Source organism: uncultured Mobiluncus sp., assembly GCF_947254095.1.
Taxonomy (GTDB): Bacteria; Actinomycetota; Actinomycetes; order Actinomycetales; family Actinomycetaceae; genus Mobiluncus.
Genome location: NZ_CAMYBV010000001.1, coordinates 1 through 14199, shown reverse-complemented (window position 1 = coordinate 14199; position 14199 = coordinate 1). Strand labels below are relative to the sequence as shown.

The 14199-nt window shown below is 58.9% G+C and carries 11 protein-coding genes and 1 tRNA gene; 2 read left to right on the top strand and 10 right to left on the bottom strand.

All coding sequences use genetic code 11. The features are described from left to right. Window positions 1–22: 22 nt before the first annotated feature. On the bottom strand, window positions 23–1129 hold the full coding sequence (locus tag Q0X47_RS00060) for a thiamine ABC transporter substrate binding subunit (protein ID WP_297721200.1): 1107 nt from the start codon (window positions 1127–1129) through the stop codon (window positions 23–25). A gap of 292 nt (window positions 1130–1421) precedes the next feature. Between Q0X47_RS00060 and glnA the strand changes: the two genes are divergently transcribed. Then, window positions 1422–2843, top strand: coding sequence for a type I glutamate--ammonia ligase (gene glnA, locus Q0X47_RS00055; RefSeq protein ID WP_297721198.1), 1422 nt, complete (start codon window positions 1422–1424; stop codon window positions 2841–2843). Window positions 2844–2897: 54 nt separating this feature from the next. Here glnA and Q0X47_RS00050 read toward each other — a convergent pair whose 3' ends face one another. Further along, window positions 2898–4313, bottom strand: a complete 1416-nt coding sequence (locus tag Q0X47_RS00050) for a hypothetical protein (protein ID WP_297721195.1) — start codon at window positions 4311–4313, stop codon at window positions 2898–2900. Between the two features lie 198 nt (window positions 4314–4511). Between Q0X47_RS00050 and Q0X47_RS00045 the strand changes: the two genes are divergently transcribed. Then, window positions 4512–6320 carry a long-chain fatty acid--CoA ligase gene (locus tag Q0X47_RS00045; RefSeq protein WP_297721192.1) on the top strand — a complete coding sequence of 603 codons (1809 nt, stop codon included), beginning with the start codon at window positions 4512–4514 and terminating at the stop codon, window positions 6318–6320. 97 nt (window positions 6321–6417) lie between these two features. Here Q0X47_RS00045 and Q0X47_RS00040 read toward each other — a convergent pair whose 3' ends face one another. The 8 genes from Q0X47_RS00040 to Q0X47_RS00005 form a co-directional block, all read right to left on the bottom strand. Beyond that, window positions 6418–7377 (bottom strand): hypothetical protein, encoded by a 960-nt coding sequence (locus Q0X47_RS00040; protein WP_297721188.1) that lies wholly within the window; start codon window positions 7375–7377, stop codon window positions 6418–6420. A 764-nt stretch (window positions 7378–8141) separates the two neighbouring features. Further along, window positions 8142–8215: transfer RNA gene (locus tag Q0X47_RS00035), tRNA-Pro, on the bottom strand. 111 nt (window positions 8216–8326) lie between these two features. Continuing rightward, window positions 8327–9898, bottom strand: a complete 1572-nt coding sequence (der, locus tag Q0X47_RS00030) for a ribosome biogenesis GTPase Der (protein WP_297721186.1) — start codon at window positions 9896–9898, stop codon at window positions 8327–8329. Between the two features lie 44 nt (window positions 9899–9942). After that, window positions 9943–10668 (bottom strand): (d)CMP kinase, encoded by a 726-nt coding sequence (cmk, locus tag Q0X47_RS00025; protein WP_297721183.1) that lies wholly within the window; start codon window positions 10666–10668, stop codon window positions 9943–9945. Between the two features lie 149 nt (window positions 10669–10817). Then, the gene (locus Q0X47_RS00020) at window positions 10818–12047 is read right to left on the bottom strand and encodes a prephenate dehydrogenase (RefSeq protein ID WP_297721180.1); all 1230 of its coding nucleotides are present in this window, start codon (window positions 12045–12047) and stop codon (window positions 10818–10820) included. After that, complete coding sequence (locus Q0X47_RS00015) at window positions 12044–12880, bottom strand: pseudouridine synthase (protein ID WP_297721177.1); 837 nt, start codon at window positions 12878–12880, stop codon at window positions 12044–12046. The genes Q0X47_RS00020 and Q0X47_RS00015 overlap by 4 nt, the downstream gene beginning before the upstream one ends. Next, window positions 12852–13514 carry an SMC-Scp complex subunit ScpB gene (scpB, locus tag Q0X47_RS00010; protein ID WP_297721174.1) on the bottom strand — a complete coding sequence of 221 codons (663 nt, stop codon included), beginning with the start codon at window positions 13512–13514 and terminating at the stop codon, window positions 12852–12854. Before scpB ends, Q0X47_RS00015 begins: the two co-directional genes overlap by 29 nt. Further along, the coding region (locus Q0X47_RS00005) for a ScpA family protein (protein ID WP_297721171.1) at window positions 13511–14199 on the bottom strand (689 nt) is incomplete at its 5' end. The genes Q0X47_RS00005 and scpB, both read right to left, overlap by 4 nt.

Sequence of the window (14199 nt, the reverse complement as noted above, 5' to 3'; positions counted from 1 at the left end):
GCCTTTCGAACGCTCGGGACGACTAGCCCATAATCGAGGCCCAGGAACGCACCCAGGCTTCGCGGTTCTTAATCACGTCGGAAACTTTCAGCATGGCCGCCTGGCCCGACGGAGCGCCAAACTTGGCCAACGGTTCGGGCAGCTGCACCGAATCCAGCACCGGGTACATGTAGTTGTTCTCGGTCAGGTCCTTTTGCGCCGTTTCCTCGGTCAGGAACTGGACCAACGCCGCGGCACCCGCCGGATTCTTGGCGCCCTTCAGCACCCCGGCGTATTCAATCTGCTGATAGCAAGTTGCCGGCACATTACCAATGGTGGAAACGCTCCCGTCATCGCTGACCGCCCAAGCCGGGGAGGAAGCGTATGACACCATGATGGGGTAAGCCGCACTGCCGTTGTCATTAGAACCCGCCGTAAAGTCAACGTTGAATGCATCATCCCATGAGCTCACGGCCTTGACCCCGTTCTCTTTCAGGGACTTCCAGTAGTCCATCCACCCGTTTTCGCCCTTGGCGTTGATAGTGGACAGCAGGAAAGCCAGGCCCGGCGTGGACGTGCGGGGATCCTCTACCACGGTGAGGTTTTTGTATTCAGGTTTCGCCAGGTCGTCGAAGGTCGCCGGAGGCTGCTGGCCCTTCTTTTGGAAGTAGGCGACATCGTAGTTCACGCAAACCTCGCCGCGGTCCACGGGTACTAATTGCTTCGAATCCCCGCGCAGTTTTTGCACGCTAGGAGCGAGTTTCCCGGTGAAGTCAGCCAAGGCTCCGGCATCAACGGCGGCCTGAGCGGTGTTGTTATCAAACCCGAACACGGCATCGCCCAACGGCGCATCCTTAGTCAAAATCAGCTTATTGGTCAGTTCTACCCCATCGCCGTTCTTAACCACCTTTAACTGGTAACCCGTTTTGTCGGTAAAGGCGGCGGCGGTTTCATCGCTCAGGGGAAATGAATCATAGGTCACAAGGGTTACCGTGCCGCTGGACGTGTCTTTGTCAGTTCCCGGGGTGCTGGTGGCGCTGTCGGCCGGACGCGAATCGCTACAGCCCGCCAGCAAAGCCGCGCACAGTCCTGCTGCGGCCAACGCAGCCAAAGTCCGGGACGAGGCTGGTCCACGAGTAATAGAAAACATAACTGCCCTTTCTAAAATCAGTAAGAGCAGGGGAAAAGTCCACGTCCTGGGCGACGCAAACCGAGATTTACTCGACTTCCTCGGCAACATTACTTGCCTGGTGCGAGGGTCTGCCCGCTTCATGCAACACAAAAAGCCACGGCACTCTCAGCGAATTTCGCTCCCCTGTCGTGCCTCTAAGTATATGCCATCGCCAGACAAAATCTGTGGGCGCGCCGATTTGGCGGACACCTGGGCGAAAGGTAAAAATAGAAAGGTAAAAATGTATAAATTTTTTGCAGGAGGTTCCGGCATGTTTAATGATTCGCAGTCAGTAATTAATTTTGTGAAAGAAAAAAACATTCGTTTTATCGACGTGCGCTTTTCCGACCTTTACGGAACTATGCAGCACCTCACCATCCCCACAAATATGTTGGAGGAAACACTCACTGACGGGATGATGTTTGACGGGTCGTCCATCAATGGTTTCACCGCGATTCATGAATCCGATATGAAGCTGATTCCCGACCCCACCGCGGCTTTCGTCGATCCGTTCCGCCGGGAACCGACCCTGGTGCTGTATTCCTCCATCGTGGATCCCTTTACGAACGAACCATTTTCCCGCGATCCGCGCGGCGTGACCCAAAAGGCGGAAGCCTACCTGAAGTCCACCGGCATCGCCGACACAGCATACCTGGCTCCCGAACCGGAGTTTTACCTTTTCGATTCCATCCAGTTCCGCACCGATCCGCACGACACTTTCGTAAAAATTGGTTCGCAGGAATCGCCGGTGACCTCGGGCGATTGGGAGGACGGTCACAACTTGGGCAACAAAATGCCATTCCAAGCCGGCTACGTCCCCGTCCCCCCGATGGATGCCACGGCCGACGACCGGGACGCCATTGTGCGTGCCTTGCAAGAGACTGGTTTTGAAATCGAACGGGCTCATCATGAAGTCGGGGCGTCGGGTCAACAGGAAATCAACTACACCTATTCCACGCTACTGCACGCCGCGGACAATCTCACGGTGTTCAAATACATCGTGAAGAACAAGGCTATCGAACTGGGCAAGACCGTAACTTTCATGCCAAAACCCCTGTGGGGTCAGGCCGGTTCGGGAATGCACTGTCACGTGTCTCTGTGGAAAGACGGCAATCCCCTGTTCTACGGTGAAAACGGCTATGGCGGCCTGTCTGACCTGGCACGTTGGTTTATCGGCGGGTTGCTGCGCCACGCGGCCGCGATTCTGCCGTTTACGAACCCGTCCATTAACTCTTTCCGCCGCCTGGTGCCGGGCTTTGAAGCCCCGGTGAACCTGGTGTATTCGGCGCGTAACCGGTCGGCTTGCATTCGCATTCCGGTCACCGGAACTTCCCCGAAAGCAAAGCGTGTCGAGTACCGCGTGCCCGATCCCTCGGCGAACCCCTATCTGGCTTTCCCCGCCATTCTGATGGCGGGTCTGGACGGGATTCGCAATCGTATCGAGCCGGCCGAGCCTATCGACAAAGACCTTTACGAACTTCCTCCTGAGGAGTACCGCGACATCGACAAGCTGCCGCCGTCGTTGGATTTGGCGTTGCGTGCCCTGGAGGACGACTACGAGTTCCTCACCGAGGGCGACGTGTTCACGACTGACCTGTTAGAGACGTGGATTCGGCTGAAGCGCGAGAATGAAGTGCAGAAGTTGTTCGTGCATCCTCATCCGCTGGAGTTTGAACTGTACTACAACTGCTGATAGTTGCCGTTTTCCGCGGGTTCACAAGGGACCTGCCGCATCTTCGCGTTGCCGTCACCTTTTTCTGGGTGGCGGCAACGCGTTTTTATCCCTGGGCTTTTCCCGCATTAGCCACGGCCCAATCATCAGCATAATCCCGATAATGGCGGCGAAACTCAGCGCGACAATTTCCTCTGGAACCACGCCGTCAACAAACACTCGCATGATGACCAGGGTTACCACCAACACGCCGCAAAAACTGATGAGGTTGCCGGCCGTGAGGTTGGCGATACCCAGATTCAGGTTCAGGCTCTGCTGCAGCTTCGCCCCAAAACCGCTGGCTGCCGCGACTTGGCTCATATACATCGGGTCCTCCGACACTCCGGTGACGCTGGTGCCTAGCTGGCCGGCTTTCGGGGCTGGGTCCTGAGGTGTCATCGGGGCCGGCAATGCGGGTGCCGGATTGCCGTCGGGCCCTACGGCGGCGTTACGCGCCTGGTTCTGGGAGTGCGCCGCCGTGGTTTTTCCCTCACTGGCCGACGCCGCCGCCTGCGCGACGGCCTGCTGAGCGTTGGCCTGGGCCACGTTGGCTTGACGTACCGCCGCTTCGGGCATGGCGGCCGGAACCGCCGGCCCGCCAGGGGCGCTTGCGGGGGTGCCGGCCGGGTTCGCGGGGGCAGGAGCAGTCTGGGTCTGAGCTCCTTCCGCCCGCAGGGTTGCCGCTCCGGCAGCGGTCTGCGTGGCCGTTTGGGCACTGGCCAGCTGTGTGGCGGCCGGTTGGCCTGAAGTGGCGGGAGCAGTATTTGCGCCGGCTGCAGCGTTTGCCGGGGTAGGCAGGGCGGATGGGGCGGCAGTACCCGCTGCAGCTGTACCCGGATTAGCAGCTCCCGCGGCAGAGGCGGAGTTCGCGGTAGCTGCGGCCCCGCTATTCTGGGCCGCGGCGTAAAGATTTGCTCCCTGTCCGGGAGGAATCATCTGCGCACGTCCCAAAGAGGTTTGTACCGTTCCGGGAGACACCGTGGATTGGGAAAATGACTGCAGCATTCGTGCCAAAGAATCCGGATTCGCCCCACTCTTTTGGGTGGCGGCCTGACCGGCGGCGTTCTGCCAGGCGCTGCGGGAGTTTTGCAGCGCGGAGTCAAGGTTGGTGCCGGAGGTTCCGGTGTTGGGCAGCAACTGAGTGGCCGGGGAGGCGTTAGATTGGGCGGACGCCGGATTGGGCTTTCCGGTAGCTGCCTCGGAAGTGTTTTGCGCCGAAGCTAGCCCCGCCACAATGTTGGCGATGGCGGCGGAGTTTTGTGGCACCGGCAAGCCGGTAGCGCTCAAGTTCCCCTGGGCGGCCGCACCCATATTGGCCGCGGCGTTGTTGACCGCAGCTTGCGCATTTTGAGCGGCGGTGGCAGCATTTTGGGCGGCATTAGCCGCATTGGCAGCATTAGCAACCCCCGGATTCCCTAGCGGAAAGGAGGGGCCGACCGCAGGTATGCTCATGGACGCTCCCCCTTTCAATCAGATTTCCCTAGGAAAGTATGCCCGCCGATTTGATAAACCATACATCGGCTCTGCTGGTTTCATTATGAGGCTCCACAATCGCAAAGTCCACTATTTCGGCGCAGTTGAGCCAAATACTATGTTCTATCTTTCGACCTATTTTGCGGTATGTTAAACCTATTGATTCAGGAGGCTCTGTTGACCACAAATTATTACGCCACCCCCGCCCAAATCAGCCTAGAACCCAACGATTCCATACCCGCGCTGTTTTTCACCCGCGCGCGGCGCACTCCCCAGGCTGTCGTGATGATGCGACCGCAGCCTTTCGGAGATGGCTGGGAAGAGATTACCGCCTCCACTATGGCTAACCAGATCATCGATGTGGCGCGCGGATTTATCGGTATGGGGCTAGAGGCCGGGGACTGCATCGGCATCATGGCCGGGACCTCCTACGATTGGATATTGTTGGATTACGCCGCCCAGTCGGCTGGTCTGACTGTGGTTCCTATCTATGAAACTGATTCAGCAGCCCAGGTGGACTGGATTTTGGAGGATACTGGGGCGCGTTTTGTCATTACCGAAACCGCGACTCAAACTCGCTTGGTTGAGTCCACCGGACGGATTGTGGATTGCGGGGTGGCCGCTCTCCAGGACGGGGCGCTAGACCAGATTCGCCTCAAAGGAACCAACATTCGCAAACAGGAAGTTCGGGAACGTTTGTCCGCAGTCAATCTCGATTCGCTGCTTTCCATCGTCTATACCTCCGGAACGACCGGCAAACCGAAAGGCGTGGAGCTGACCCAGCGCAACTTCGTCTATATGGCTTTGATGATTGGGGACAGCCTGCCCGAAGTCATCGACAACAAAAAGACCCGTATGCTGCTGTTTTTACCGCTGGCTCACGTGTTTGCCCGTTTCAGTTCCTACACTGTACTCTCCGGGCGGGGCATGCTGGGCTGCGTCCCCAACGTAAAAAACCTGCTGAACGACCTACAATCCTTCCGTCCCACCAGCATGATTGTGGTGCCTCGAGTTTTGGAAAAAATTTATACCGCTGCCCAGGTCAAGGCCGGTCGCGGCCTGAAACACACGATTTTCAGCTGGGCGGTGGCGCAGGCCATTCACTATTCGGAAGCTTTAGAGGATCCAAACCGCAAATTTGTGGGATTCCGTTTACATCGTTCCCACGCGATTGCGGACAAGTTGCTGTTTTCTAAACTCCTGGAACTGATGGGCGGGGACTGCCGCTGGGTCATCAGCGGTGGTGCTCCCCTAGGCGCGCGTCTGGGGCATTTTTTCCGCGGAGTGGGCTTGACTGTCATCGAGGGCTGGGGTCTGACAGAAACCGCTGGTCCGGTTACCGGCAACCTTCCCGGCGATATCCGAATCGGTAGCGTGGGGCGCCCGCTGCCCGGAGTGGAAATAAAACTTGACAGTAGCGGGGAAATTTTTGTCCGGTCCGACCTGGTGATGCGCGGCTACCGCAACAACCCCGAGGCAACTCGCGAGGCTTTGGACCCCGACGGATGGTTCTCCAGTGGAGACTTGGGGGAAATCGACGACAACGGTTTCCTCAGCATTACCGGCCGTAAGAAAGAACTTATCGTGACGGCCTCAGGAAAGAACGTCTCTCCGGCTCCGTTGGAGGACTCGTTCCGCGGTCACCCCTTGGTTTCCAACGTGGTCGTCATCGGAGACAAAAGGCCGTTTGTGTCGGCTCTGGTGACTTTGGACCGGGCGATGCTGCCCACGTGGTTGGCTAACCACAAACTTCCGCCTATGGATCCGGCGACTGCCGCCCTTCACCCCGCTGTTCAAGAATCCCTGATGAAAGGCGCCCAGCGGGCCTCCGCCAGCGTGTCCAGGGCCGAATCTATCCGCAAAGTGCGGGTTATTATTGGTGACTTTACCGTGGACAACGGCCTGTTGACGCCGTCCTTAAAGGTCCGCCGAGAACTGGTCATTAAAAAATACGCCAAAGAAATCGAAGCTATCTACGCGAAATAGGCTCTGCGCGGGATGGCGCATTGAGGGCTTAAATCAAGTTGGACCCGCACGCGGCGGATCCAACCAGTGGAGGTTTTAGTTATTCAGATTGAACGAGTTACCTTTCAACCTTGCTAGCGCGGCGACGCGTGGTGGCGACTGCGCCAGCCAGCAATCCGACGCCGGCAATCAAGGCAGCGACAGAGAGCAAAGCAGCATACTGAGCAACGGAGCCGGTGCGAGCCAGGGAGCGGCTCAAGGAACCAGCTTCGGAGACGGTCTGAGCCCGATTGACTTGGGCCTGCTGAGCAGGAGCCGCCTGCACGGCGGAAGTCTGGACAGCGGTGGCGGGAACCACGTTGGCGTTGACTGCCGGGGCCTCAGAAACAGCCGCATTCAGCAACGGGGTGGTCTGACCAGGAACCAAAGCCGGACCGGCAGGTTCCGGAAGCTCAAACCACACAACCTGGGATTGACCGTTAGGGTCAGCCGGAGGAGTGTTTTCGGTCTTTGCCATGGTCAGCAACGGGGCGGGAGCCTGGGGGTCAGGAGCCGCGACCGGAGTGGAAACGGGAGCCATGGCGCTGTAGTGAGGCACTACATAAGTAACAGGAACGACCTGCGTCGGGGCAGGTTCAGCAGCTTCTGCCGGCTCAGCGGCGGTAGCAGCCTCCTCGGCCTGAGGTTCAGCCGGAGCGGCTTCCTCGGCGGGCTCAGCCTGGGCAGCAATGCCCTCTTCGGCGGGAGCGGCAGTCTGTTCCTCTGCGGATTCAGAGACTTCCGTTTCGGTGGTTTCGGGGGCTGGCGTGGTTTCCTGCGCGGCGGGTTCCGCACCCGGGGCAGGTTCCTCGGTGGCTTCCTCAGAAGCAGCCGGTTCACCCTGAGTCGCCTGCGTAGCTTCCTCAGTACCAGCGACAGTAATGTCATTTTCCGCAGCAGTAGCGCCCGCCACCTCTATGGCGGGATCCGCTCCTAATGCGGCCTGCGTGCCATCGTCCGCGAAAGACGGAGCGAAGCCCATCACCGCAGCTATAAGTAAGCCGCCTCCTGCGGCGTAAAGCTTATGTGAATTTTTCATGATCGGAGACCTCCATGCTCCAGCGATACCCTGTATATCGCTCTTCGGTTGCTGTCTTCCGGTTACCCTTCTTACAGCCAACCCGTACTTATAAGTATAGTCGATTTTGGCTCAATGACGCCGATTGATTACTCCTCCCGGTCGCCCAATTTGAAGTCAAATTTTTCATCTCAGTAAGTTTTAAGCTGGGTGACAGGAAAAATCGCTGAATTATCAACATTTAAAACGTTTCCAGACGGTAAGGAATCTTTCATTTATGTGAGGAATATCACATTTTAGAGATGCGAACAGTGGTGTCATTTGACCTGACATTAAAATCAATTTTGTATTCACATTTGAACTTAGACACAGCCCTGTTTTGCAACAAAATCCCACGTGAGAGGGCATTTATCGGGATTAGGCGTCTCTGGTGAGCGCGACACGCCAGATTCACCGAAAATTGCCGTGCTCCTCACCACCAGATTCCTAAGAGATTTACTAAAAAAACTCAGACATTCAGGAACGCTTGGCGAATTTAAGCATTTTCTCAGCTAACCCTCAGATTTGAGCTGAGTTTCGGGACAATTGCCTCTCGCCGTGATAGCCGACCGGGTGGTGGTATTTTGCATTCATTCCGTGAACATAGTTCAAAAATCTAGAGACTGTTTAGATTATTTATTGAAGGCGAAATTGAAGCCAAAATTTCGTTCTCAGCGAACCAGAAGCCAGGACCGTCAGTGCCAATCCGCCTCTGCTCAAAAAGGAGCCACCCGTTAAACAAACTGTCGGGCTGACAGGATTTGAACCTGCGACCCCTTGACCCCCAGTCAAGTGCGCTACCAAACTGCGCCACAGCCCGATTGCCCAAAAAGCAACATAGATACTTTACCCTATTGGCAACCGAAGGGAAAAACGCTGCCGCCCGGGACGCTTGAAAAATGAATAAATCGTTGGAAAATCGCGGAAAATCCTAGCGGCCTTTCCGCTTTTCACGCACCCGTACCCCGATGCGCACCGGGGTACCTACGAAACCAAAGGTGTCCCGCAGACGGTGTTCGATGAAACGCCGGTACTGCGGGTCAAGGAAACCGGTGGTGAACAGGACAAAACGAGGCGGACACACCCCCGCCTGGGTGGCGTAGAGGATACGCGGCTGTTTGCCGCCGCGTAGCGGATGGGGGTGAGCCGCTACCAGCTCGCCCAAAAATGCGTTCAAACGCGAAGTCGGGATCCGAATGGTCCAACCCTCCAAGGCCGCTCGCAATGCCCGGGCAATCCGGTTCGTGTGCCAGCCGGTCTTCGCCGAGACGTTAATCTTCGGCGCCCAAGACACGTGCGCCAAATCCGCCTCTTGTTCGTATTTCAACTCGCCCTGGCGGTATTCGTCCACCAGATCCCACTTGTTGTTCACCAGCACTAAGGCACGGCCTGCCTCGACGACTTGGTTCACGACCCGCACGTCTTGTTCCGTGAGAGGTTCTCCACCGTCCAACAAGACCAGCGCCACATCAGCGTTTTCGATGGCGGCTTGGGTGCGCAACACCGAGTAGTAATCCGCTCCCACGCTGCGTTTGACCCGCCGACGCACCCCCGCGGTGTCTACAAAAACCCACTGCTGCCCGTCCAGCTCCAAGACCTCGTCTACCGGATCGCGAGTGGTGCCGGGTACTTCTGAAACCACGGCTCGTCCCGCCCCGGACAGGGCGTTGAGCAGCGAGGACTTACCCACGTTGGGTCGGCCCACAAGGGCGACCCGCGGCGTAGAGTCTTCGGCACGAGTCACCGGTGTGGCTCCGGCCTGGGGTAACACCTGCAAAATGGCGTCCAGCAAGTCTCCGGTCCCGCGCCCGTGCAGGGCAGAAATCGGGTAGGGCTGACCCATGCCGAGGTTCCATAAGGCAGCGGCATCGGCCTCTTGCCGCTCCGAGTCGACTTTGTTGGCCACCAGCAGCACCGGTTTGCCGGAACGGCGCAGCAGCTTCATCAAACGCTCATCGGTAGCGGTCGCCCCCACGTTCGCGTCCACCACGAACAATGCGGCGTCCGCCAGGTCAATCGCGATTTCGGCCTGGTCTGCAACCGCTCGGTCAAGCCCGGAAACCCCCACGTCCCAGCCGCCAGTATCAACCAGGTGAAAATTGCGCCCGTTCCAGTGGGCATCATAAGTGACCCGGTCTCGCGTCACTCCCGGTTCGTCCAGCACCACGGCTTCGCGGCGCCCCAAAATGCGGTTCACCAGGGTGGATTTGCCGACGTTAGGGCGCCCCACCACGGCAAGGGTGGGCCAGTTTGGCGCGGCGGATAGTCCGGCGGAGTCCAGAGTCACGTCTCCGGACAGAAGATCCAAATCCTCCGGCTCCAAGTCGTAATCTTGCAGCCCCTCGCGCAGCATCGCTTCCCGCGCTGCGTCCGCGGGGTCTAACGTGCCATCATCGACAAAGTTTTCGTATTCCACGTCAGGGAGTTCATCGCTGGACGCAATCTGATTGGGCTGTTGAGACAGCGTCACGTCTCCGGTGTCTCCGGTGGTTTCTTCGGTCATTATTCCCCCGTGCGTTATTGCCTGGCCAAAGTCCGGGCCAAGCCTCAATTCGTCGCCTGATCAATCAGACGCATAACCGTATCTAAAGTTTGCGACACGCTCAAATCGGTGGAGTCCACCGTGGTCACCCCATCGGCGGCCGCGTGGAAAGAAGTGACTTTGGCATCGCGGGCATCGCGATCCAACACCAAGGCGCGTTCTCGGTCCAGGGTTTCGCTCTGAACGTCACCTTGATCGGCCAAAGCCCGCCGACTAACCCGCGTCGCCGCACTGGCAGTCAAGAGAATCCGCACTTGTGCATCCGGAGCCACCACGGTGGTGATGTCCCGACCTTCCACCACGATACCGCGGGTGGATTCGCGGGCCTGGGCGATGATGTCGCGCTGCAGCGCAATCAGCGTGGTACGCACCTCCGGTACGCTCGAGACAGCGGACACGATGGTGTTGATGTGATCCGTACGAATCACGTGCATGACATCGATATCGTCCACAAAAATCCTGGGCGCGTGGGGAACCGCGTTGACGGTGAACTTCATGGTCTGCACCGCTGCCGCGATGGCTACGGGATCGTTGAGGTCCGCCCCGCGGTGCTCCACCCCCCAAGCCGCGGCGCGATACATCGCTCCCGTATCGAGGTAGCCCAAATCGAGGGCTGCCGCCACGTTGCGCGAAATGGTGGATTTACCCGAACCACTGGGGCCGTCGATGGCGACCACCACCCCGCGCCCCAAAATCTTTTCGCGCAATGCCTCATAGTTCGCGTATTCCATGACTCCCCTACACTTTCCAGGTATTTAGCAAGGCTCCAGTATTCCACATTGAAACCGGTAACGCCCTAAGCAAGCCTATTTTACAGGCAAAAGGGCTTGTAATGACCCGTTTTGCCGAAAAAATCTGGCGCTATAAGCGTTCTGCCGGTTCAGACCTCCGCTAGGGACCAGCCCCGTTGCGACAGGTATGCCATCAGCGGCTCTACCGAAGCCGGTGTCACATACAGGTAGGCCAGCCCGCGCGCTTGTCCCAACGAGTGTTCCAGGCGAAAATCCTCCACATTCATGCCGGCTGACCCCACATCGTTGAACAAACGTCCCAGGAAACCCGGCTCGTCCGGGACCAGCACTGCCACCACCCCGTACTTCGAGGCGGCATCACCGTGCTTGCCGGGAATCCGCCCCACGCCCTCGTTTCCGCGCACTAACACGGTATTAATGGCGCCCACCGCGGGAGAGTTCCAGGCGGTGCGCGCGCTATTCTCAGAGGGGTCACAAGGCCGGGTGGGCGGGATTGTTTCGGTCGGACTACCGTCCGGGTCGCCGGTGTCGCAGGGAATATCCGGGCTCAGTCCGGCGATGAGAGCCTGCAGGTTACCTTGCAATTCCACCAGGATTTCGCGCACCGCGGTTTCGTTGCCCGCCAAGATAGCGTTCCACAGCCGCGGATCCGAGGCCGCAATGCGGGTTACGTCGCGCAAGCCGCCACCAGACAGTTCCAAAGCAGCCGGAGGCGCCGTCACCAGCAGCCCCGCCATCAGGGAGGACACCAGCTGAGGCACGTGCGAAACCAACGCTACTGCCCGGTCGTGCTCGTCAGCATCCAAAGTCAACAAGAACGCGCCCAGGTCTGTCCCTAAAGTCCGCGCCGCCAACACCACGTCAGGGCGGGTCGTCTCATGCGCCACCACCACCCAGGGTCGACCCGCGAATAAGTCCGCGGTGGCAGCTCCCACTCCGTTCACTTCCTTGCCAGCCATGGGGTGTACCGAGCAATAGCGCGGCGCCGCGGCACAATCCCCCGCCACGACCTCGTGCACCACCGCGTCTTTCACGGAACTGACGTCAAATACGAAAGCCGCGGGAAACTCCCGCAAAGCCGCCAACACGACACCGGCAGTCACATCGGGAGGGGTCGCGACCAACACTAGAGAAGGCGCGGGAAGACCCTCGCGCCAGACCCGTCCGGCTCCCAGGCTCTCGCCCAAAGCCATCGCTGTCGGGGACGCATCTCGCAGGTAAACGTCCACTCCCGCGCGGCACAGCGCCAGACCGACAGAACCTCCGATTAAACCCGCGCCGATAATTAACACCGGACCCCGCGTGCCAACCACGGTGGCACAGGGCTGCGGGGCAGATTGCGGCAAGGTCTCGCTCATAGTCCCACCATTTCTTGTAGGGCGGCCAGTTCGTTGCCGTGCAGCAGCCGGAACTGGCCCTCTTTCAGGCCGTCCAAAGTCAGGTTGGCGATTCCCGTGCGGGTCAAGGCAGACACCGGGTGTCCGACTGCGGAGAGCAGGCGACGCACCACGCGGTTCTTGCCCGAATGTAGGGTCAGCTGCACAATCGATGAGCCCTTGCGCACTTCGATGAGTTTGAATTTATCGACTTTCACCGTGCCGTCCTCCAGCTCGACCCCACGGCGCAACACCTTACCCAAACCCATCTTGACCTGGCCTTGCACCACCGCGACATAGGTTTTCGGGACTTCGTAGGACGGGTGCATGATTCGGTTAGCCAGCTCGCCGTTGTTGGTCAACAGCAGCAGTCCCGCCGTGGCGGCGTCCAAGCGGCCCACGTTATAGACCCGCTCTGGCAGTTTCGTCACCCAGTCCCCGATGCAGGGCCGATCGTCCTCGGGCTGCATCGAAGAAACCGTGCCAACGGGCTTGTGAAAAGCCCAGACCTGCAGGACCGTATCGGTGTGTATCCGCTGTCCGTCCACCGTAATCCGGTCCGTGGGCTGGACTTTTACCCCCATTTCGCGCACCGTTTCGCCGTTTATCTGGACGCGGCCCTGCGCAATCAAGTCCTCGCTGGCCCGCCGCGAGGCGACCCCAGCGCGGGATAGTACCTTTTGGAGGCGCTCGGGTTCGCTGGGTGCTGCGGGGCGGGGGTGGGGTGCAGTTTTCGACTCGGGCAAGGGCGGATTGTCACTGTTCACAGTGTTTTCGGTTTCTATCTCAGTCATCGTTACTGCTTTCTGTTTCATTCATATCGTCGTCGTCCGCGCTGCGTTGGGTTTGCGCATCCCACAGGACATCGGCCGTTTCCGACGCCAAAACCTCGGATAGGTCAGGATTGGCAGGCATATAGGGCGCTAGGGGCGGCAACTGTTCCAGGCTGTCCAACCCGGTCTGTTCCAGGAAAGCCGCGGTGGTGCGGTACAGCAAAGCTCCGAGGTTCGTCTGGCCGCATTCCTCGATGAGCCCGCGCGCTGCTAGGTTACGCATTACTGAATCCACGTTGACCCCGCGAATGGCGGCGACTTGGGCGCGGGTACAGGGCTGTTTGTAAGCGACCACCGCCAACGTTTCCAACGCCGCTTGTGAAAGCCGACCGGTGGAACCCAGAGTGACGAAACGCTGCACCAAGGTCTGAAACTGCGGTGCCACGTAGATGCGCCACCCGCCGCCGACTTCCCGCAGCTCAAACCCGCGTGGCCGGCTGAACAGGGCTCCGTCCCCACCCTCGCCGCGATACTCGGCCGCTAACCCCTGCAGGGCCGCGAGCACCTCCGTTTCGGGGGTTTGCAGTGCTTCGGACAACACGTCCGCACCCACCGGCGCTTCGGTAATCATCAAAATAGCTTCCAGGGAAGCCCACAAGTCTTGGTTGTCGCTCATTCCCATTCGTCCTCATTGCGGGGTGCGGGCTCGCTGTCGCTGGAGCCGACCCAGATAATAACTAACTTACCCAATGGATTTTCCTGGGTAAAACTCAATACCCCGGAGCGATACATATCCAGCAGCGCCAAGAACCGAGAAATGACCACCGGCAGGGTTTTGGCGTCCGCCACGAGCTCTTTAAACGTGAGGGTGCGGGCACGTTGCAGGCGCTCGGTCAGCACCGCGGTCTGCTCAGAGACCGAAACGAGCGGATCATGCAGGTGAGCGACCAGAACTTGGGGAGGAACCGCGTAGAGAGTTCCGGCGGCGCGTCGCGCTAACTCCTCTGGATCTATCTGGGTTTTCAGTTCCGCCAACACGTGTTTCAAAGCCGGCTCATCGCCCGGTACCCGGCCCGTCACCAGTTGAAATGTCTGGAGCTGCGCCTCTACAAAGTTCGAGGCTTCTTTGTAGGTTTGATACTGGATGAGCCGGGAAATCAGCAGGTCCTGGGCTTCCAGCAGCTCCAGGTCCTCCTCGCTGTCAGCCATGCCCGGCAAGAGCCGCGCCGCTTTGATGTCCAACAGAGTTGCCGCGATGACCAGAAATTCGGTCGCTTCGGCTAGGTTGGGCCATTTGTCCAGGTAGGCGAGGAAATCCGCGGTCACTTCGGCGAGGGCAAAAGCGGTGATGTCCAGTTTGC